General features: G+C 47.0%; 21 protein-coding genes. 9 read left to right on the top strand and 12 right to left on the bottom strand.

What is annotated here, in order from left to right; all coding sequences use genetic code 11:
• Positions 1–3: 3 nt before the first annotated feature.
• From yghU to KO518_RS07620, 3 genes are all read right to left on the bottom strand, one after another.
• Positions 4–867 (bottom strand): glutathione-dependent disulfide-bond oxidoreductase, encoded by an 864-nt coding sequence (gene yghU / locus KO518_RS07630; RefSeq protein ID WP_216025222.1) that lies wholly within the window; start codon positions 865–867, stop codon positions 4–6.
• A gap of 112 nt (positions 868–979) precedes the next feature.
• Complete coding sequence (locus tag KO518_RS20210) at positions 980–2,011, bottom strand: M48 family metallopeptidase (protein WP_216025221.1); 1,032 nt, start codon at positions 2,009–2,011, stop codon at positions 980–982.
• Positions 2,012–2,017: 6 nt separating this feature from the next.
• On the bottom strand, positions 2,018–3,199 hold the full coding sequence (locus tag KO518_RS07620) for a YjgN family protein (protein WP_216025220.1): 1,182 nt from the start codon (positions 3,197–3,199) through the stop codon (positions 2,018–2,020).
• 212 nt (positions 3,200–3,411) lie between these two features.
• On the opposite strand from KO518_RS07620, the gene KO518_RS07615 reads away from it, so the two are divergent.
• Positions 3,412–4,320 (top strand): alpha/beta fold hydrolase, encoded by a 909-nt coding sequence (locus KO518_RS07615; protein WP_216025219.1) that lies wholly within the window; start codon positions 3,412–3,414, stop codon positions 4,318–4,320.
• A gap of 397 nt (positions 4,321–4,717) precedes the next feature.
• Here KO518_RS07615 and KO518_RS07610 read toward each other — a convergent pair whose 3' ends face one another.
• The 4 genes from KO518_RS07610 to KO518_RS07595 form a co-directional block, all read right to left on the bottom strand.
• On the bottom strand, positions 4,718–4,915 hold the full coding sequence (locus KO518_RS07610) for a hypothetical protein (protein ID WP_216025218.1): 198 nt from the start codon (positions 4,913–4,915) through the stop codon (positions 4,718–4,720).
• Positions 4,916–4,961: 46 nt separating this feature from the next.
• Positions 4,962–5,114, bottom strand: a complete 153-nt coding sequence (locus tag KO518_RS07605; protein WP_216025217.1) for a hypothetical protein — start codon at positions 5,112–5,114, stop codon at positions 4,962–4,964.
• A gap of 12 nt (positions 5,115–5,126) precedes the next feature.
• Positions 5,127–5,261 carry a class IIb bacteriocin, lactobin A/cerein 7B family gene (locus tag KO518_RS07600; protein WP_216025216.1) on the bottom strand — a complete coding sequence of 45 codons (135 nt, stop codon included), beginning with the start codon at positions 5,259–5,261 and terminating at the stop codon, positions 5,127–5,129.
• 111 nt (positions 5,262–5,372) lie between these two features.
• Positions 5,373–7,409, bottom strand: a complete 2,037-nt coding sequence (locus KO518_RS07595) for a TonB-dependent siderophore receptor (RefSeq protein WP_216025215.1) — start codon at positions 7,407–7,409, stop codon at positions 5,373–5,375.
• A 62-nt stretch (positions 7,410–7,471) separates the two neighbouring features.
• Between KO518_RS07595 and KO518_RS07590 the strand changes: the two genes are divergently transcribed.
• Positions 7,472–7,858 carry a MerR family transcriptional regulator gene (locus KO518_RS07590; RefSeq protein ID WP_216025214.1) on the top strand — a complete coding sequence of 129 codons (387 nt, stop codon included), beginning with the start codon at positions 7,472–7,474 and terminating at the stop codon, positions 7,856–7,858.
• A 64-nt stretch (positions 7,859–7,922) separates the two neighbouring features.
• Here the strand turns inward: KO518_RS07590 and KO518_RS07585 are convergent, their stop codons facing one another.
• Both KO518_RS07585 and KO518_RS07580 read right to left on the bottom strand, forming a co-directional pair.
• Positions 7,923–8,741: an SDR family oxidoreductase gene (locus KO518_RS07585; RefSeq protein WP_216025485.1), complete on the bottom strand. Its 819-nt coding sequence runs from the start codon at positions 8,739–8,741 to the stop codon at positions 7,923–7,925.
• 28 nt (positions 8,742–8,769) lie between these two features.
• Positions 8,770–9,486, bottom strand: coding sequence for an enoyl-CoA hydratase/isomerase family protein (locus tag KO518_RS07580; RefSeq protein WP_216025213.1), 717 nt, complete (start codon positions 9,484–9,486; stop codon positions 8,770–8,772).
• 237 nt (positions 9,487–9,723) lie between these two features.
• Here KO518_RS07580 and KO518_RS07575 point away from each other — a divergent pair, with 237 nt between their 5' ends.
• A complete protein-coding gene (locus KO518_RS07575) occupies positions 9,724–10,161 on the top strand; it encodes a hypothetical protein (RefSeq protein WP_216025212.1) in 438 nt (145 codons plus the stop codon).
• Between the two features lie 15 nt (positions 10,162–10,176).
• Here the strand turns inward: KO518_RS07575 and KO518_RS07570 are convergent, their stop codons facing one another.
• Complete coding sequence (locus KO518_RS07570; RefSeq protein ID WP_216025211.1) at positions 10,177–10,992, bottom strand: mechanosensitive ion channel family protein; 816 nt, start codon at positions 10,990–10,992, stop codon at positions 10,177–10,179.
• 261 nt (positions 10,993–11,253) lie between these two features.
• On the opposite strand from KO518_RS07570, the gene KO518_RS07565 reads away from it, so the two are divergent.
• The 3 genes from KO518_RS07565 to KO518_RS07555 all read left to right on the top strand — a co-directional run bounded on the left by KO518_RS07565 (position 11,254) and on the right by KO518_RS07555 (position 14,311).
• The gene (locus KO518_RS07565) at positions 11,254–12,447 is read left to right on the top strand and encodes a hypothetical protein (protein WP_216025210.1); all 1,194 of its coding nucleotides are present in this window, start codon (positions 11,254–11,256) and stop codon (positions 12,445–12,447) included.
• 44 nt (positions 12,448–12,491) lie between these two features.
• Positions 12,492–12,863 carry a hypothetical protein gene (locus KO518_RS07560; RefSeq protein ID WP_216025209.1) on the top strand — a complete coding sequence of 124 codons (372 nt, stop codon included), beginning with the start codon at positions 12,492–12,494 and terminating at the stop codon, positions 12,861–12,863.
• Between the two features lie 281 nt (positions 12,864–13,144).
• Positions 13,145–14,311, top strand: a complete 1,167-nt coding sequence (locus KO518_RS07555; RefSeq protein ID WP_216025208.1) for a DUF819 domain-containing protein — start codon at positions 13,145–13,147, stop codon at positions 14,309–14,311.
• 40 nt (positions 14,312–14,351) lie between these two features.
• On the opposite strand, the gene KO518_RS07550 is transcribed toward KO518_RS07555, so the two are convergent.
• The gene (locus tag KO518_RS07550) at positions 14,352–15,923 is read right to left on the bottom strand and encodes an ATP-binding cassette domain-containing protein (protein WP_216025207.1); all 1,572 of its coding nucleotides are present in this window, start codon (positions 15,921–15,923) and stop codon (positions 14,352–14,354) included.
• A gap of 435 nt (positions 15,924–16,358) precedes the next feature.
• Here KO518_RS07550 and KO518_RS07545 point away from each other — a divergent pair, with 435 nt between their 5' ends.
• The gene (locus KO518_RS07545; protein WP_216025206.1) at positions 16,359–17,864 is read left to right on the top strand and encodes a S41 family peptidase; all 1,506 of its coding nucleotides are present in this window, start codon (positions 16,359–16,361) and stop codon (positions 17,862–17,864) included.
• A gap of 155 nt (positions 17,865–18,019) precedes the next feature.
• On the top strand, positions 18,020–18,472 hold the full coding sequence (locus KO518_RS07540; protein ID WP_216025205.1) for a hypothetical protein: 453 nt from the start codon (positions 18,020–18,022) through the stop codon (positions 18,470–18,472).
• A gap of 93 nt (positions 18,473–18,565) precedes the next feature.
• Here KO518_RS07540 and KO518_RS07535 read toward each other — a convergent pair whose 3' ends face one another.
• Complete coding sequence (locus KO518_RS07535) at positions 18,566–18,796, bottom strand: VF530 family DNA-binding protein (RefSeq protein ID WP_216025204.1); 231 nt, start codon at positions 18,794–18,796, stop codon at positions 18,566–18,568.
• A 168-nt stretch (positions 18,797–18,964) separates the two neighbouring features.
• Between KO518_RS07535 and KO518_RS07530 the strand changes: the two genes are divergently transcribed.
• Complete coding sequence (locus tag KO518_RS07530; RefSeq protein ID WP_216025203.1) at positions 18,965–19,444, top strand: nuclear transport factor 2 family protein; 480 nt, start codon at positions 18,965–18,967, stop codon at positions 19,442–19,444.
• Positions 19,445–19,524: the final 80 nt, after the last annotated feature.

The following is a 19,524-nucleotide window of genomic DNA, read 5'->3' as shown; positions in this document are numbered from 1 at the left end:
CGTTTACGACTTTACTGCCGCCAACGCGTCGTCAATATCTTTGCCGCTATGACGGTTAGCAACCTGCCCATCTTCACCCCAGGTACGATTTACAATTCGTCCCCGTTTTACTGCCGGGCGGGCTTCTATCCGCTTTGCCCACGCAAGTAAGTGGGTATACTCGTGTACCTGTAAAAACGTCGCAGCATCATACAGATTGCCCAACACGAGGTTGCCATACCAAGGCCATATTGCGATGTCTGCAATACTGTATTGATCGCCTGCCATATAGGCATGACTGCCCAGGTGCTTATCTAACACGTCCAACTGACGTTTTGTCTCCATAGTAAAACGGTTAATCGGATACGACATGGGATAAGGTGCATAACTGTAGAAGTGGCCGAAACCACCACCGATATATGGCGCCGATCCCACTTGCCAGAATAGCCAGTTGTAACACGCTGCTTTTGCTTCATGGGCATCGGGAATAAGCACCCCGAACTTGTCAGCGAGGTAACGAAGAATGGCTCCTGATTCAAATAGTTTTGTTTCCGGCGTAGTGGTGGTATCCACCAAAGCTGGAATTTTAGAATTAGGATTTACCTCCACAAATCCTGAGGAGAACTGATCCCCTTCACCAATGTTGATGAGCCAAGCATCGTATTGAGCCTCTTCCACACCTAGCGCCAATAATTCCTCCAGCATAATGGTCACTTTTTGCCCGTTTGGCGTAGCCAGAGAATACAGTTGAAGACCGTGTTTTCCTATCGGTCTGTCTTTCTCATGGGTTGCTCCGGACACCGGCCGGTTAATACTGGCCCACTTGTTGCCATCATCTTCTGCCTGAGACCACACTTCAGGCGGCGTATACTTTTCCTGTTCTGACATAGATGCCTCATTAGGTTGTGACTTTGTAAATAGCATTGTGCTCAACAAGCAATAAAACAAGGGCGGTTGATTCAGCGTAAGACAAACAGCGGCGACTTGCGATAATTCGCAGTCAGTCCGTATTGTTGTCATCGTTAGTACTGCTGTAGCCCTCGGCGTTTTCAATACGTTGTTGGATAAGCGGATGAGATTGAAACCACGACATTTCCTCGCCAGTAGAGCCTGACATCAGGGTTGCTAATTTCTCCATAGCCTGTTTAAAGGCTGCGGGGTCGCGGTGGCTTTCCTTCAGCGTAGTCAAGGCAAAATTATCAGCTTCCCATTCATGGGCCTGAGAAAATTTATTGTGCACAACACTGGAACCTACGCCAAAAAAGGCTTCTACCGCTCCGGAAACATCGCCAAACAAGAGACTAAACCCCACCGTGGCAAACAGTGATTCTGCAACTAGTTGCATAGAGTGATTGTGCTCTACATGGCCAATTTCGTGCAAAAATATCGCGTCCAGTAACGCCTGATTTTGACTTACGAGCTCAACGAGTTGGTCGGTAAATACAATAGTGCCATCGGGTAACGCAAAGGCGTTTGGGCCCATGATATCGGAGTGGCGAAACAGCACGGTGAAATGCTGGTGTTGAGTACGAATATCTCTGAGAACGTCTTTAAACCCTTGGCTTATTGATTGGCGAGTTTCAGCGGAAAGTTCGCTGGGTGACAACGCACTGTAATCAAGGGCTGTGAGCGTTTGTTCCGAAGCCACAACCTTTGCGTTCATAGGAACAAAAGCGGCAAAATGCAGAGCCATTGCAGGGATGAGTTTGCCAAACACAAGGTAAAGCAAGAGAGGGACAACAACAAAACTCCCGACTATTACCCGTCGATTGCTCTCCAGAAACGAAAGGCGGCCGCCTTTATTACCATCTAGCCATTTATCCAACGACAGCGTACCTGGGAGAACAAGCAGCATACCATTGCCGAGGGTTATTTCCCGTGGCAAATTCCCGAGTTTCGATTGAACTGTAACTTCGTTTCGCCTGTAGATACGTTGTGCTTCACCGTCATCGACAACCAGTGTGCCATCGCGAAGAGCACACGTCACCGTACACTGCTGGGCCGAGCCGGGTTGGAAAAGCTGCCCTTCCACGTTCTCTTACCCCAGTGCAATATCAACGTCAAATAAGGTAGCAGCTTCGTCACCTAGCGCGCCCTGGGTATCAGTGTTTGTGTCTACGACATCCTCGATCCCGTTACTTATGGTGACGTAGGTAGCTCCAGCATAAAAATTCGCAGTTCTAATCTTTACCCAGGGAATGGCAAATCCCAGGGAAACGACGATCGCCAGCACATTGGACATTCGCAGCCAAATTAACTCTTTCACTTCCACCTGTGATTCGAAACGCGCCACACCTGAAAGCTCGGTAACGGCGAATATATGGTTGCGAATACGCGCCGTGTAAAATCCGGATGACACAGCGAACGCTATGAGGTACATGCCAAAAACCAGCATCATTACCGCACTCACTGCTTCTTTGTTCTCAGCGACCAACGCGACCAAAATGGCTATCACAATGCCCCCGGCGAAGAAAATACCCAACCCAATAGCAACGGCGCTGATACCCGTGCCAAAATACTCTGCAGTACTCAGTTGAGGCTTAAATTTTCTGTCGCCAAAGCCAGTCTCAGAAAGAATAAATTCATCAATCTTCTTCAGTACTATGGGTAAGATTGTGTAAAGCGTGAATACACTGGCAAAAGGCAACAACACAAATATCACGAATGCGCGGCCATAACTCCCTTCAAAACGAAATCGCACATTGCGGTATGCGGTCATTCTCATTTTAAAGCGGTAGCTCATTACCACAAAAAAAGGTGTTAATACCACCAACACTAAAGCGAGTATGCCGCCCGCCAGAGGATATAACGAACTTAAAATGAAATACGCTGCGAACAAAGTCACGGCAACGGCTCGTCCAATGAGTATTTGCATCGGCTCAGCCAAATAAGAAAAGCGATGCCCGTCGATTTCGGTGTTACCGTAAAAATAGCGATTGGTTCTAACTTTTGCCCATGCAGAATACACACCCAGTGTAACAATGGTAAGCAGAAGGTTAACTATCCAAATAGAAAAAAACTCCCGTGTGTTGCCGTGAAATTTTACCGGTACGCTTCTGCCCGATTCTGCAACCAGCGTTTCTACATCGAGGCTCTGATGTTGTTGCTCGGCTTCAGCAATCAGCTTATCAAGAGTATTAACCCGTTCCGGATACGCCGCTTCGTCCAATGTTGCCCTTGCTTGTTTTAGTTCTTCCAGTGAAAACTGTGAATAATCCATTGTTGTGTCCTTATGATCTCTTACTTTCGGGCAATCCGTTTAGTGCACGAAAAACAGCACGCGAGTTTTAGCAGACGTTACCGAAAAGCCCATAGGTGGGCAAGTTATTTATCCTGCCCTCAGGCCATTCAAAGCCCCGACTGGTTTGTCCAGTTGAAATACAGCGGACTAAGTGTCATGCTTCACAACGAGCACGCTTTTGGGAGAAACTGATGTACGGCAACACACTAAGGCAGGACAGCATATTTATCGATGATGGCCATCATCAGCTGCATTTACGTCACATTCGCATAAATGAAAATGGCCCGCCAGTGCTAATGCTCCACGGAGTCATTGAAAACGGACGAATTTTTTATACTGAAAGCGGCAAGGGGCTCGCCTGCTTTCTGGCAGCTCAGGGCTACAACGTATATGTGGCAGATATGCGCGGCAGAGGGAAAAGCGTTCCACCCATTTCAGAAGATCACAACCACGACCAATACGATCAAATCACGCGGGACATTCCGCTTTTTCTCAACTATGTTTTTGAGCACACCCGACAACCCGTGCATGCAATCGCTCACTCTTGGGGAGGCGTGTTGCTCGCATCGGCATTAGTTCGTTTTCCTGAATTGTCGAAAAACATTCGCAGTAAAATTTGCTTTGGTACAAAACGCAGTGTACGGGTACAGAACCCAGAAAAGTGGTTCAAAGTTGACTTTGTATGGAAATGGTTGTGCCCCAAAGTCGCCCGTCGAAAGGGGTTTCTACCTGGTGCAAAAATGAAAATTGGCGCAGATGACGAAACTTACGGTTCCCTTTGCCAAGGGATGAAATGGGTGGAACTTAACCCATGGGTAGACCCCAAAGATCAGTTTAATTATGCGCAAGCTGCAAAAGAAACTAACTGGCCCGTAACATGGCATATAGCCGCAGCTAACGATTACGCCCTTGGACATCCCAGGGATGTTCGCGATTTTATAGCTGAATCAGTCGGCTCTTCAGCCCGTTTTACCGTGCTGAGCAGGAAAAATGGCAACCTGTTTGACTACGACCACATAAACATGCTCACCCATCCTCGTGCTGTGGAAGATCATTTCCCTTCAATAGCGCAATGGCTTAACGAGCAATGTGATGATTAGGATTCGCCCACATTCACCGGGCGTTTTGTCATCGACTTTGGCATACACCAAACCGCTAAATAACCACCCCAGACTGCAGAGCATCCTATAAAAAACGGACGCAGTATGCGTTCTGCGATTAGAACGATCACCACACACTACTGGGAACTTCACTGAGCTTAAACAGAATATCTTTGATTGACAGGGATGAGCAGTGCTTTCCTCGGTTATCAGCCGGTATCAACCCTGGGTGAATAGGATAGAAAAGATGTGGCTAGCCTTACGCGAAACCATAACCTGCAATCAAAAATGTACAAAAATACAACAACCATCAAGAAGAGTGCGGCGGTTTATGCAAACCGCGTCACCATTTCCTGGTAATGCCCATGGAATGGCGAAGAGGCAGACTTAGGATAAGTCATTTAGCCCGACCCGATACTGACTCACGACCAAACCACAGCTTTTGCAAATAGCTCAATATTAAAAAGAGCAAACCTGTCTGTAAATCGTCATTAAACAACACACGTTCACTTCCGACAAAAAGATGATAAATAGCCTGGGCAAAAAATACTCCCGCAGCCAACTGAAAGCCTATTACCAAATGTTTCCCTAACATCTTGTTTATCCTCATATAGAAAAGGCTACTTACGTAGCCTTACTCACTAATACCGGTACCAGTGGTTTTTGTTGGTATTGCCATATTGCTCACGAATCCGGTCGTTTGCATTCCCAACGTGAGCAAAAAAACGCCCTAAATCGTAGAACAAGCCTGCCCCCTGCACTTGCTCGATTTCACTTTTTGTTAATTGCTTCATCGCAACGTCTCCCTATGGTCTTTTCCGATGTTCCATATAACCTTTGATAAAATCGTAGCCCGCATCAGCCACAGCGATACCAATAGCAATATGCCCCCAGATACCACCGTTGACCTGCTGTATTTCAGACGTCGATAAATCCTTCATCTCAATTTCTCCTTAATTAATGATTGATTCAACATGAATCAAGACCAACAATACGCCACGCAGCAGAAAATCCTACTGTACTTACAGTCGGTTTTACCTGCGATTTCAATCTCACCAACTTAGCCGAACGCCCCCATTGACAATAAAGCCGTCATTTCTCGACCAGATATCCGTAGTCCATTGGCCGCTTGGCGCGCGCTCAGGAAGTAACAGCGGGTGGGTATCTGTTTGCTTAACGTCCAGTAAATTTTCCAGATTTACAAACCAACTCACGGGCCCTCTGGTGATTTCCCCCATTAATCCAAGGTGCCAGTATGGTTTGGTTTGCGAAGTGTACGGATTGTTCTCTACCCGCTGTGTACCAGTATAGTAGGCTTCAAAACCGACTCGAAATTCTCCGTGCTTTTCCCACATAGCAACAAGTCCAGCCGAGTGTTGAGGGGTAAGTGCAATAGGTAATGATCCAGATTCGTCGGCCGATGCGGTGTCGAGGTACAAATAGCTACCAGTAACCTTAACGTCTCGCCAGTTGTACCTTAGCAAAAGTTCCGAGCCACGAATTTGGGTTTCGCCGTCAGCGTTGAACAATCGGACACCATTTAATTGGTTGCTGCCATCAACAGAGTAAGCTTCAAGTTGAGTAACGTTTTTCACATTTGATCCAAACAAGGTCACACTCGTCTCCACACTGTCAAACCGATAGGTCAAATCGATGGAAGCGGTTTCTGCCCGTTCCTCATCTAAAGCGAATACCGGATTAAGACGAGACAGCCCTGCGGCTTCAATTTCTTCAACAAACGGCGTAGGAGCGAAATATCCCTGCCCATATGAGCTTCTCAGCGTAAAGTCATCATAGCGATAGAGCAGCGATACCCGCGGGCTAAACTGCGTTCCATACTCATTGTGTTCGTCAATACGGCCACTGAAAGATGTAGTTAGCGCTGAACTTAGCTGATAGTCAATTTGTGCGAAAACCCCAGGTACCTCATAGCGGTAGTCGAAGCGCGGAAAATCTTCCGACGTAAATACCTCAGACAGGTATGCCAGCCCAGCCACCCAGTTGCTGTTGTCCGTATAGCCAGAAAGGCTTGACTCGAACAAATAGCTTTCGTGCTCATCCCGCTCTTCCTCTGTACCAAACACATGGGTATGCTGTTGCTTCATTGCCGAAGCACGGGTGGAAAACGTAAGCACATCACCAACCGGTACGGAAATCGTCAATCCACTGTCGATGCGAGATGAATGTTGCTCTTGCACAAAAGGCAAGCCATCTGAAAGCACTTCTCCAGGCATTGTGCCGCCTTGTCGATGCTCATTCATGTACCCGCCGGTGAAATATACCTGGCTACCTGATTCACCTTCCCAAAATAAACGCGGCCTGACTGTATAACGTTCATAACCAGCCAAATCAGCCCAGCCGTCGCCATCAACATCTTCCTGTTTTTGATGGTGCGCCCCTGCTGTCATAGAACCGCGCGTAGTCTGCGTAAACGGCATTTCCGCATACGTAGTAAGATCTTGCCCATCGCGACTTGTAGCATTGAACACCGTCTCCCCTTTTGCTTCCTCTCCGGGCCGCCTTGATACCAAATTAATCACACCGCCCAAAGCAGAGCCGCCGTATAAAGAAGAGGCAGACCCTTTTATAATTTCTACACGGCCCAAGTCAGTAGGAGGGATCTGAAGCAGGCCAATGGAAGCAGCTTGATTGCCATAAAGAGGTAAACCATCTGCCAGCAACTGTGTATAACGACCATACAACCCTTGCAGTCTTATATTTGCGCTACCAAGCGCCGGAGAGGTTGTTTGCACGCGCACACCACCCGTTTCTGCGACTAACATTGATATGTTTCCTGGCCGCATGGCAGCTTTTTCCTGGATCTCCTCGCGGTTGATAACTTCCACCCGAACCGGTTCCTCGTCGGCGATTCTGCCTGTTCGCGTGGCCTGCACAACGACGCGTTCAACGTGTTCGTGTTCGTGTTCGTGTTCGTGTTCGTGTTCGTGTTCGTGTTTTACATGCTCATCATGGGCGCTATTTTCAGACAAGGGTGGGTGAGAAGTCTGATCCGCCACTACTTTTGGAGACAACACAAATAAAAGGGAAAAACTCACGGTTAATGTAAGGGGATAAACAAGGTTAGGCATAAAATCACAAACAAAAAGATGGTAGAATCAATTCTAAAGGTTCCAGTTACTGTAAGGTCAATATGAGAATAAGTGAACTTGCGAAAGCGTCTAAGGTTTCCGTTAAAACCATCAGGTATTACGAACAGATCGCCCTATTACCCTTGCCCGCTCGGGATAAAAACGGTTACCGTGTATATACTCAAGACGATGTTAATACGGTGATATTCATACGCCGGTGCCGGGAACTCAACATTAGCGTGAAGAATATAAAACGCATCGTAGGCATTCGAAAACAGCCCACGGCTTCGTGCGCTGAAGTAGACAACATTATTCAGGCACAGTTACAAAAAATACAACAGACACAAAAAGAATTGGCGCTACTCGCCGACTCTTTACAGGTCCTCGTGCAATCGTGCTCTAACAAACAGGTTAAGGATTGCAAAATCCTACACCATTTAAACGCATAGCCCCACCATTGACACCGAGGGAACCAGCCGCGGATTGGGAAACAAAGCCAACCCGCTCTGCCTATTAACTCATTTTATCCAGCATAGACGACAAATTGGCCATTATTGACGTGGCACCGCCCTGACTCCAGCCACCATCTACCGGCAAGATAGCGCCGGAAATATAACTTGATTGTGGTGCACTTAACATTGCCGCTGCATTCGCGATATCGTCAACCGTTCCCTGGCGACCAAGTGGCACAGAACGGCGAACCCCTTCTTTCATCTCGGCAGTTGGGGCCAGTCGATCCATACCTTCCGTACCTTCAATAGGGCCGGGAACGATAGAGTTCACCCGTATGCCGTCTTTCCCCCATTCAATGGCCAGCGTACGGGTAACCATGTCTACACCAGCTTTCGCTGAGCACACGTGGGCCTGATGGCTCATTGGTAAAAAGGCTTGAGGCGCAGAAATATTGATTACACTTGCACCGGGCTTCTTGAGATAACCATGACTGGCTTTCATAACGTGAAAGGTGCCAAGCAAGTCGATTTCCAGTACCGACCGAATTGCATTCGCAGACATCTGGTTTACCCGAGCAGGAAAATTACCGGCCGCACCAGAAATCAGTACGTCTATCTCTGCGTCAAAAAATGCACTGACTTTTGCAAATCCCGCTTCCACCTCCTCGGCATGGCGTACATCAAACACAGTGCCAAACGCATCTGCGCCGAGCGACTGCAAATACGCGACAGCGGCATCTACTTTTTCCTGTTTCCTTGACGCAACAGCAACTTTTGCTCCCCAACGCGCGAAGCCGGCAGCAACACCGAGATTTATGCCACTGGTTCCCCCCACGACAAATACGTGTTTATTAGAAAAATCGAAGGTTGCACTCATTATTTAAACTCCCGTTCCAACCAAAAATTCACTACACCATCAATTTTACAGCGTCAATCAACGGCTTGTTCTGAGTATCGATGACGTTAATAATTTCTCTGTGCATACGCTTTTTATGCTCAGCAAAAATGGCCCGTTTTTTGTCAAATCCTGCGGCGAATGCCAGAGCTTTAGCCTGAAGCGCTTCGTTGCCTTCATATGCTCCTTCGACAACGTGATCTGCAGCCAATTCAGCCCCACTTACCCGGCGTCCGGTTAGTTTCATTTCATTTAAGCGATACTGGGGAATCGCCTTTCTCACAAAGGCAATCATGCCAGGTAAAAAAGGAATAGAAAGGTCCACTTCGGGGAAACAGAAAAAGCCCCGGTCGGAACGCATGAACCGAAAATCGCAAGCACAGGATAATATGGCGCCATTGCCAAATGCATGTCCGTTTATTGCTGCGATCACCGGAATCGGGAACAACAGCAGAGTTTTGAACACTTCATCCATGTCGTACATGAAGGCCTTGATTTCATCAAAATTGTGTTGTTGCATCGCTGGCATGAGCCATTCTACGTCAATGCCCTGGCTCCAGTTTTTCTCATCGTCTGACGTTATGATAAGTGCTTTGAATTCTTCGTTTGCCTGTACGTCAGCCAACCGCGCCAGCATCTGAGAAGCAAACACAGGATTGTGCCGGTTTTCACCGTTGCACATGGTAAGCACTGCAACCTGCCCTTGGGCACTCAACTCAATTACTGCCATGACTATTTTTCCTCACAAAAGATATCTTGTTGTAAATTTTAACCCGTATTTAGCTTACCTATAACACACAGGTCGTACCAGATAAACCTCAAGTGAATTTTATTTCGTTACTGCATTCATTCGTATTCACTGAATACCTCTCTCCCGGATGCTTTACGCAAAACTTACAAAGATGGGGGAAACTATTTGTTCACGCAGGCTTCTGAAGTTGAAGTAACGACAGATACGGACCTTTAAATGAAACATTTATCAATTGCCAGTGCCATCGCCCTAACCCTTGCAGGCTGTGCTCATTCCCCCCCTGTTGCTCCAAAAGACATATTTTTTGACACGAAAATTGAATCCGACAGCAGTAAGGTATTCTCAATCAGCATTCCCCTTCCCGGTAAAAATAGAAGCCATAAGTCTTCAGGGCAGGGCCGAGAGAAAAAAGGAAACCGCAACAGGGGTGACATGGGAAGCGGCATGCCGAACAAACGGGAAGCCGATAATTCAGACAAAGTTTACGAAGCCCTGCTCGATGCACTGGATGATAAGCTAGCCGAAACCGGCTATTGCACAACAGGGTACATGGAAGTAGATACGCATCAGTCCGATACGCGATTCCACCTGTTGGGCGAGTGCAATGAATCTGCCAGCGCCCAGGATAAAGTACATTTCCCCAATGCCTACTAAGGCTGAGGCTACCTGCTATAGCATTTTTACTTCCCGCTGCGGGAACGGTATTTCGATGTCTGCCTGCTTAAGCGCTTCAAAAATAGCTTTATTTAATGCATAGCGGATTTCGAAATGCCGGGTGGTCTGCGCCCACACTCGCACGCCGAAGTTAATGCTACTATCACCAAAACTGTCTACACCTACTGCTGGCGCTTTTTCATCAGACACCCCATCAACAGTTTCAATCGCAGAGCGAATGAGCGCTGTAACCTCGTCTACGTCACTGGAATACGCCACACCGACGTCTAACTCAATCAGCATTCGTTCCGCTGAGTTATGCAGTATTTCACCGACAATCAGCTTGTTAGGAATTTGGATATGTACGTTGTCTTCGTCGATTAGGATGGTATAAGGCAACATGACTTTGTCAACCACCCCTGCCACACCGCGCACCCGTATGGTGTCACCAACCACAAAGGGCCGGGTAATGATAATTGTAAACCCTGCAGCATAGTTCGCCAACATGCCCTGAATGGCTAGGCCAGCACCGATGCCCACCGCACCAATGGCTGCAATAAAAGGCGTAACACTGATACCGATATTGCCCAGCGCAATAATGATAACCAACCCGAGAATGAGTATTTTGCAAGCACCGCCAGTAAAACGACTTAACGTGATGTCGATATTTCGTTTTACCATCACATTCTCGACCACATCCCCCATTTTTGCAGCCAGCCACCAACCGACAAAAAAAATGAAAAATGCACCTACAATTTGGAAACTATAGGTTACGGCAAATTCTACCAGGGTGTCATACAATGCCTGGGCTTGTTGAAACTCTTCTTCCATCACGGCTATTCAATAAAGACAAACTACCGGGAGAATAATCAACAACCCCCACTAACACAACTCCAATTGAATGACGATAAGCCAGGCTTTGTTCGTACCCGCTGTCAGTAATCTGCAAAACAAATAAAAAAGGTAATGTGCGAAAAATAACAAACACATCCCATAAACAGAAATATCATCCTAAAGTGGGGAGGCAAAGTGTCAGTCCAATATCTATACTTCAGATCATTGTTCCGTATGGCCTTGAAGAGAAGAACATCCATGTCGGTGAAATGGATCACATTGCTGTTAGGGGGGGTCGTTACCGCAACCCCCAACGCACGGGCATTTGCAGATAACTTAGAAATCAGTGGTTTTGCCCGTGTGGTGGGTGGTGTTATTGACACTGACAAAGCCGAATTCGAAGGTTATGATGAGCGGTTCAGCATATCCGAGCAATCCCTTTTGGCCGCGCAAGGCGATCTCGCGGTTACGGACAACCTGAGCCTGTCAATGCAACTGTTGGCGCACAGCAGTGAAGACAGAGATTCTGGCGTGGAATGGCTGTATTTAACTTACGATCCCACAGCGGCTTGGACTTTCAAACTCGGTAAATTAAGAACGCCATTCTTTCTCTATAGTGATGTTATTGACGTAGGCTTTGCTTATCCCTGGATAACCGCGCCGGAACCGGTTTACGGTGGCTTCCTCTTTTCCAATTATCTCGGTGGTACTGCCACATATCGCTTTCAATACAACCAGGCACATTTTTCCGTCGAAGCCTATTACGGATCTTACGATGGTACCTTTGACCGGGCCGGGGAAGAAACCAATATTGAAGTAGACGAAATAAAGGGAATAATTTTTAGTGCACAAAAGGGCCGTCTAAGTGCCCGAGTTTCGGCAATTGTATCGTCTGATTTCTATGCTGATATTCCTGGATTTGACGAATTTGCAGATCTGCTGGATGGCTACGGCTACAACGACAACGCCGCACTGTTTCGTTTTGACTCTGATGCGACTGCTTATCAGGCAAGTTTGCAGTACGATGCTTTGGACTACTTCGCGTATGCCGAAGTCATTAATATTCAATCTGATTTGATTAGTGTTCCCGAAGTAAATGCCTTCTATATTACGTTAGGACGTAACATCAACGATTACCAGCTTTTCGCCACCTTTGCGTCGTCAACCAGCAGAAACGATATTCCTGAAAACCATATTCCAAAGGGAACCAACCCACAGCTCAACAGTTTGTCTTTTGCCTATGATGAGATCACAAGCAATCTACCGCTGTACGATCTCAACTCGCTTTCCCTTGGAGCGCGGTGGAATTTCCGATACAACCTCTCGGCCAAAGCGGAAATCACATGGCTCAAGGGAGAACCTGGCCAGAATTCATTTTACTCACAGATCAACGATGATAAGTTCAATCGGCAGGCGTTTCTATCGCAAGTAGCCCTGGAGTGGCTATTTTGAGAACCTTTACTGCCCTCCTGCTCATATCAACAAGCTTTTTTGTTATGTCGGCTGCACAAAATGACACCCTCGTCGTGGTTGCAAATACCGATAACCAGACCCTGACCTTAGAAAAATGGCAGATTAGGGATTTGTTTATGGGCAACAACGGCGATATCACGTTGGAACCCATAGGACTCGCACCGTCCAATACACTTAGAACCGTATTTAATACGAAAATCGTGGGCTTAACTGAATCGAGAATACAGGCATATTGGGCGCAAATGCGATTCAGTGGCCGCGATACCCCTCCCACAACCTTTGCATCGCAAAACGAGGCTCTCCAATACGTGCGACAACACAAGAATACTATTACGTACGTTTCCGCTTCTGCGACAATACCCGCTGATCTCGTCATTGTGTATGAGCAGCGTTAAACGCAATAACAAGGTCCCACGTACTACTACAAATTCAATCATCAGGGCCCATTGTTGTGTTTAAACCCTTCGAGCTATCTAATTTTGTTCTGTTCACGACAGAACAAAAACTTGCTGCTCAACGGCCTGGCATCACCGCAATTACCGTTCACAACGCACTGTGTTGTTCGCACCCTTAAGTAATAATTTATTCCGCCACGCATGATTATTACCTATCAAATATTTACAAACTGAATGCAGGCCGGTAATGTCTGTGCCACCAATTATCAAGTAACCCTGTTATGATCACCACTGCCTTTGCTTATATTTCTCTGTTGTTAATTGTTGCTGGTACCTTGCGTCTCTTAGAAGCAAAAACACAGTGGCGGATCTTTACCTACTTACCCGCTATCGTAGCTCTGTATTTTCTCGTAATGGTTTTATCGAGTATTGGCGTATGGCAAAACACAGACGCCATCAATACGACCTACTCTGCGGTAAAAAGCAATGTGTTACCCGCCATGATATTTCTAATGCTACTGACAGCCGATCTTCGACAAATCAGAAAATTGGGTGGAAAACTGCTATTGGCATTTCTGGCGGCGTCTGTGAGTATCGGCATTGCATTCACGGTGGCCTTCACGCTTTTTCAATCGTGGTTGCTACCTGACGCCTGGAAAACACTAGCCGCTCTGTCTGGCAGTTGGATGGGCGGAACCGGAAACATGGTCGCCGTGCAACTTGCCCTCGATGTGTCCGATGCCAGTATGGGCTATACCCTGCTTATTGATTCCATTGACTACAGTCTGTGGGTAATGCTGTTGCTTGCATTGGTTCCCTACGCGAGCCGGTTCAATCAATGGACAGGCGCAGATGCCGGTTTGCTTGAGAAAGTGGGTGCAGAATTGGAAAAACAAGCAAAGCAAACTTCATCTTTGGATGAAACAAGCAGCATGCTATTTTTGCTGGCCTTGTCGTTTGTGGTTTCCACCTTGTGTCAGACCCTCGCTGCCACCTTGCCAAGTGGCGCGTTCTTTACCGCCACAGCGTGGACAGTTACCCTGGTGACCATTTTAGGAGTTGCAGCAGCTCTCACGCCGATAAAACGTTTGTATGGCGCATCGGAACTCTCCACCATTATGCTTTACCTCATTGTTGCACTCATCGCGTCGCGAGCCAATTTTGCTGAATTGACAGCAGCGCCCGTTTACATTATTACCGGCTTTGTGATCTTACTTATTCACGGCCTGCTCATGCTCGTTATCGCCAAAATAAGTAAATTGGATCTGTTTACTTGCGGCATTGCCTCGCTGGCCAATATTGGCGGGGTTGCCTCTGCGCCTATTTTGGCAGCAGCGTATTCCCGGGCACTCATTCCAGTAGGCGTTCTCATGGCATTATTGGGATATATTGTGGGTACCGGCGGCGGTCTGCTCGTTGGTAAAATTCTCTCTGTCATTGCCGTATAGACGCCATGGGCAATTGACGTTGCCCATGGTGTTCCCCGTTTCATGACAAGTCGATACAGGTTGTCACGCCAGTATCCTCTGCAAAATCGGCATCGTGACTCACCAGCATAAAACCGCCTTTATAGGTTTTTAGTGCGCTGGCCAAAATACATTTCGCATTGAGATCGAGGTGATTGTCGGGTTCATCCAGCAATAGAAACGGCTGTGTTGACTGATTGCTGACAATCAGCATTGCCAGTTTCATTTTTTCACCGCCGCTTAAGGTCTGGCTTTGCCGGAATACCTCATCTTTGCGAAAGCCGATACCTGCCAACAGGGTTCTTGCCTCGCTTTCTCCCATGCCCGCACACTTCAACAACAAGTTGTCTAGCATGGATGATGCTCTGTCAATGACAGCAAAATGTTGATCTAAGTAATAGACTGGCTTACTGAGCTGCAAATGGCCGCTACGTAAAGTGAAATCACCAGCCAGAGTTTTTAGCAGAGTGGATTTACCGCTGCCATTTTTACCAGTCAGGTGGACTTTGTCGCCACTACATATCCTAAGAGACAATCCCCTCATGCCGCCAAAACAAAGCTCGCCATCAATAACAGCAATCGCATGTTGCGCCCGCAATGTAAAAGCTTGCATAGTAAATTTCAGTTCATTCCTCATTGTCTGCTCAGCCGAAAGCGCCTGCTGTTTATCACGCAGAAGGCTGTCTCGTTGCTGTTCGTTTTTAACGCGACTTGCAAGCCCGGCCGTAGCGCGGTCTTTCTTACTATCAAGCAATACCTTAGGCTGACTACCTGACTTCCTCAGTCGCGTCCCCTGAGCATTTCGTTGTGCCGCTTTTTCACGATTCTTATTCGCTGTGTCAGCCAGTTTTCTGCGCTGTTTATGCAGTGTGTTGAGCTTTCGCTCCAACGCTTCAGATTCCGCTTTTTTTTGCTCGCTATAATGGTCGTAATTTCCACCATACACGCGTAAACCCAGGGGCGACAGCTCCCATGTTTCTTCCACTTCTCTTAGCAGCGCCCTGTCGTGACTGATGAGTAATATGGGCCCGTCGTATTCATCCATCTGTTCTATTAACCACTGCTTTGCATCCCTGTCCAAGTGATTAGAAGGTTCGTCGAGAATTAACAGCCCGCAGCTCTGTTCGAACAAATGCCACAGTTGAAGTTTTGCCAGCTGACCGCCACTGAGTTTTGAACAGGGAAAGGTAGGATCTGCGGGCAAACCTAATTGTTCCAAGGTCTGTGCAAGCCGGGCTGGTAAATCCCACTGTTCATTCACTATGTCAAACCAATGCTGTTTAACGTCACCAGCCTCGATATGCGCGATGGCTTCAATAATGGTCTGTTCGCCTAAAAACGCTGCCACTGAAACAGTATCGCAAAGCAGCAGAGATGACTGTTGCTTAAAAATAGTAACCGGCACTTCTCGCTGAATACTGCCTTTTGTGGGAGATACATCTCCGCTCAACAAACTGCCAAGAAGAGATTTCCCCGCGCCGTTTTGTCCTACCACTCCTACCCTGGCGTGTTTCATCGAAAACGTGAGGTTCGAGAATAACACCTCGCCATTGGGAAATTGATAGGTGATGTTCTGAGCAAATAAATATGGCATTGTTAGCCTCCTGATAATCAGGGGCAAAGTCGCAGCATGAACCAGGTGCATGATACCAAACCCAGACTTAAGTCAGGGTTTGTAACAATGCAAATTCGGTAAATAGATAAGAAAACAGACAAGCTACGCCCATTAACCCTGTAAATCCAAGAAATGAAGAAAGATGGATGACAGGCTTAATTGTTCATGACGGCGTAAACTCCTAGAAGAAAGTGGTTAAAGAATAACCTCACCCCGTAGCATTGTCAAAAACACCGTGTAACAAAATGCGTCACAATAAAAAACACGGCTCATTGTGCATTCATCGAGACTCACATTCACCCTTCCTTCACCCAGTGCCGTTCAAAATATCGCAGTATCAGTACAACACAGCTAACAGCCTGATATTTGGCAAGGCTTCTACCTGTTCTCAATTTACACGATGGAGTGAATACAATGACCCCTTTATTTAAACACGCGGTGGTTGCCATAACCACGCTACTTGTTGTTACCGCTTGCGGCAGTTCACATCCCGATGGCGCCACTCCCCAACCCAGGCGAACGCACTCTGATTACCACGGAGTGTGGCTGGCGCACAGTTATGGCCGAGGTATTCAGTATGAAGATGACACGCTCGTTCTGTTTGACTACACCACCGATTACTGCCTCAAAACTATGGAGATTGATGCTGTTTCCCCCCAGGATATGGCGGACAACTTTACGCTGAGCGAAGATAAACTGACATTAGTTGAACGTGAGGGCGATCATCCGTTAAATGCCACAGCGAACCACATGATATATGAAGCCTCTGTTGGCGGCGTAACCCTCAGCCCGCGTCTGCCCGTATCATGTGAAAACGGGATGATTGCACGGCAAGGAGAAAGCGGCTATACCCGAAACCCGGAAAGAGATCTGGCGTATTTGTATCAAACCTTTGATAACTACTATGTAGACTTTGCATTGACGGATACAGACTGGCCAGGTCTTTATCAAAATGCGATAGTTGGCATTGACGAAGACACCTCTGACGAAGCGCTGTTTGAATCTATCTCCACAATGATCGCTCCGCTTCGGGACGCCCATGTATCCGTGACTTCTGCCTCTTCAGGCACCTTTGGTGTTAACAATGCCCCCACACTCATAGATACGCTGCTAAGCGAATTTGCCACAGCAAACGACCTGACGCTTCCCTTGCCATCTCATGCAACTGACGACGCCAACAACTATATTGCTGATGCGTTACAGAAAATAAGTGATGCCGCTTTACAGTATGCTGAAGATGGGTCTGTGCATACCGCTGGCGGTGATGCACTGGTTTGGTTTCAACAAGGAGGCCTGGGCTACCTGTCCATTCAAAGAATGTTCGCTTTCAACGATGATCCTGACGATATAGACGCCGATATTGCTGCGGCCGAAACCGCCATGATGGAAGCGATGACAGATCTCGCCTCTACTGACGGATTAATTGTTGATGTAAGGCTGAACAACGGCGGACGAGATGTAATAGCCTTGGCCATTGCCCGCTTTCTGTTTGCCGGAGAGCAACACGTCTATTCCAAGGAAACCGAAGCTATGGGCGCAAATTATTTACGTAGCGAGATAGTGTTGTCATCCCAAGACACGCCCTACACCAAACCTATCATCCTGCTTACCAGCGCCAGTACCGTCAGTGCTGCTGAAGTATTTACCCTCATCATGCGAAGTTTTCCTCATGTAACGATTGTTGGTCAACCCACCCAAGGTGCACTTTCTGATGCGCTACAAAAGCAACTACCCAATGGTTTTACCTTTACGCTGGCCAACGAGCGATACCTGAGTACAGATGAAGAATGGTTTGAGCGTACGGGTATTCCCGTTGACATTAACACTGAAGTGTTCTCAAAGACACAACGGGAAAATAACCAGGACCATGCCATCGAGGTGGCTGTGGGTTTGCTCACTGGAGAAGTTACTTTCCCTTAAATGTCGGATTGGAAAAATACGTTTTGCTGCTAATACACAACAACCAAGCGAATAAAATTTGTACAACTGTGAATATAGTTCTACTATGTTCACGCCTTCAAACCTGTCGCAGAGGCCGCAGGTAAGGCACCCTAACTACGTAGATGGAGTTAATAATGAAAAATTATGGAAAGATGTATAAATACGCGGTAGCAGTGGTTTTATGTATTTGCAGTGTTCATGCAGTGGCACAAACAGATGAACTACCTTACACAGCCGGAAACTACTGGGAAGTGTCCGGCATTGAGGTAATGCCAGGGCAAAGTTTAAATTATGCTAATCACTTGGCAAAACAATGGAAGAAGTATATGGATTTCGCCAAGAAAAAGGGGTGGATAGTTGATTATAAAGTACTGGCTAACTTGCATCCCAGAGAAGGCGAGCCTGATTTGTACTTAGTGACTGTATTTGAAAAGTGGGTATCCAACGCAGAATACGACAAACGCTATGACGAATACGTCGCATATATGAAAACGACCAATGAAGAACTCGAGGAACAAAGCGGTGAAAGAGTCGTGATGCGCAAACTTAAAAGCGACATTTTACTGATGGAATACACGTTAAAATAAACCAAAGCCGCCCGAGATTTTCGTAGTTCGGGCACATAGAGAGGCATTCCTCTTGATTTCTTCACGTCTGCAGCCCGGACCAGCCAGACAACATTAATTCAGGCCATTTTTAACAAACGTACTAATATAAAGCTGTTCGACTTTATCCCGCGCCCATTGGGTTCTGCGCAAAAATTTAAGTGAGGATTTAATAGAAGGATCGTTACTGAAGCAGTTAATTTTAATGCGGTAATAAAGTCCGTCCCATCCGTAGTGGCTCTGCAGTTCGGTAACAATTTTCTCCAGGGTAAGTCCATGGAGAGGGTTGTTCGGTTGCGATGACATAAATAATCTCAGGCTATTTTTCCACGCAGTATACCATGCCACTGCATTTCAATGGTGTACAAACACTCACCTTAACTCCAACAGAAATGCCATAGAACATTTAGATATACAGATCTGTCTACTTTTAGTTTATAGTCATTTATCTGTACTGAGCATCTGGAGAATCAAATGGAAACCACTAACGAAATACGCAAACCCCTTCCCCCTTTTACCCGCGAGTCCGCCATTGAGAAAGTCAGGTTGGCTGAGGATGGCTGGAACGGCCGAAATCCGGACAAAGTAGCTAAGGCATACAGTAAAGATACCCATTGGCGAAATCGCGCAGAATTTATAACATCCAGGGAGGAAGCCAAGGCATTTCTCGAGCGCAAGTGGGCCAAAGAGCTTGAATACCGGCTGACAAAAGAGCTGTGGGCGTATACGGATAATCGCATTTCAGTGCGGTATGCGTATGAATGGCACGATGATTCTGGGAATTGGTTTCGTTCCTACGGCAACGAAAACTGGGAGTTCAATGCCCAGGGATTAATGACTAACCGCTACGCAGCGTTAAACGATTTACCTATACGCGAAGAAGACAGATTGTTTCACTGGCCTTTGGGTAGACGCCCGGATGATCACCCAGGTCTGTCTGAACTCGGGTTGTAAACTACGATTTAATCAACACGCGTACGTTTTCTCTTCAGCGACCGCGCTGGGGAACGTTGCTCTGGGTAAGAAAATGGCCG

Origin of the sequence: Aestuariibacter sp. A3R04 (assembly GCF_018860805.1) — a bacterium.
Classification (GTDB): domain Bacteria; phylum Pseudomonadota; class Gammaproteobacteria; order Enterobacterales; family Alteromonadaceae; genus Alteromonas.
The sequence above is the reverse complement of the archived record's forward strand: the minus strand, read 5'-3'. Positions and strand labels throughout refer to the sequence as shown.

What these genes read in the sequence shown, in the direction of transcription:
- yghU (WP_216025222.1), bottom strand. Translation starts at nt 867, where the DNA reads ATGTCAGAACAGGAAAAGTATACGCCGCCTGAAGTGTGGTCTCAGGCA.
- KO518_RS07620 (WP_216025220.1), bottom strand. Translation starts at nt 3,199, where the DNA reads ATGGATTATTCACAGTTTTCACTGGAAGAACTAAAACAAGCAAGGGCA.
- KO518_RS07615 (WP_216025219.1), top strand. Translation starts at nt 3,412, where the DNA reads ATGTACGGCAACACACTAAGGCAGGACAGCATATTTATCGATGATGGC.
- KO518_RS07610 (WP_216025218.1), bottom strand. Translation starts at nt 4,915, where the DNA reads ATGTTAGGGAAACATTTGGTAATAGGCTTTCAGTTGGCTGCGGGAGTA.
- KO518_RS07605 (WP_216025217.1), bottom strand. Translation starts at nt 5,114, where the DNA reads ATGAAGCAATTAACAAAAAGTGAAATCGAGCAAGTGCAGGGGGCAGGC.
- KO518_RS07600 (WP_216025216.1), bottom strand. Translation starts at nt 5,261, where the DNA reads ATGAAGGATTTATCGACGTCTGAAATACAGCAGGTCAACGGTGGTATC.
- KO518_RS07595 (WP_216025215.1), bottom strand. Translation starts at nt 7,409, where the DNA reads ATGCCTAACCTTGTTTATCCCCTTACATTAACCGTGAGTTTTTCCCTT.
- KO518_RS07590 (WP_216025214.1), top strand. Translation starts at nt 7,472, where the DNA reads ATGAGAATAAGTGAACTTGCGAAAGCGTCTAAGGTTTCCGTTAAAACC.
- KO518_RS07580 (WP_216025213.1), bottom strand. Translation starts at nt 9,486, where the DNA reads ATGGCAGTAATTGAGTTGAGTGCCCAAGGGCAGGTTGCAGTGCTTACC.
- KO518_RS07575 (WP_216025212.1), top strand. Translation starts at nt 9,724, where the DNA reads ATGAAACATTTATCAATTGCCAGTGCCATCGCCCTAACCCTTGCAGGC.
- KO518_RS07570 (WP_216025211.1), bottom strand. Translation starts at nt 10,992, where the DNA reads ATGGAAGAAGAGTTTCAACAAGCCCAGGCATTGTATGACACCCTGGTA.
- KO518_RS07565 (WP_216025210.1), top strand. Translation starts at nt 11,254, where the DNA reads ATGTCGGTGAAATGGATCACATTGCTGTTAGGGGGGGTCGTTACCGCA.
- KO518_RS07560 (WP_216025209.1), top strand. Translation starts at nt 12,492, where the DNA reads ATGTCGGCTGCACAAAATGACACCCTCGTCGTGGTTGCAAATACCGAT.
- KO518_RS07555 (WP_216025208.1), top strand. Translation starts at nt 13,145, where the DNA reads ATGATCACCACTGCCTTTGCTTATATTTCTCTGTTGTTAATTGTTGCT.
- KO518_RS07550 (WP_216025207.1), bottom strand. Translation starts at nt 15,923, where the DNA reads ATGCCATATTTATTTGCTCAGAACATCACCTATCAATTTCCCAATGGC.
- KO518_RS07545 (WP_216025206.1), top strand. Translation starts at nt 16,359, where the DNA reads ATGACCCCTTTATTTAAACACGCGGTGGTTGCCATAACCACGCTACTT.
- KO518_RS07540 (WP_216025205.1), top strand. Translation starts at nt 18,020, where the DNA reads ATGAAAAATTATGGAAAGATGTATAAATACGCGGTAGCAGTGGTTTTA.
- KO518_RS07535 (WP_216025204.1), bottom strand. Translation starts at nt 18,796, where the DNA reads ATGTCATCGCAACCGAACAACCCTCTCCATGGACTTACCCTGGAGAAA.
- KO518_RS07530 (WP_216025203.1), top strand. Translation starts at nt 18,965, where the DNA reads ATGGAAACCACTAACGAAATACGCAAACCCCTTCCCCCTTTTACCCGC.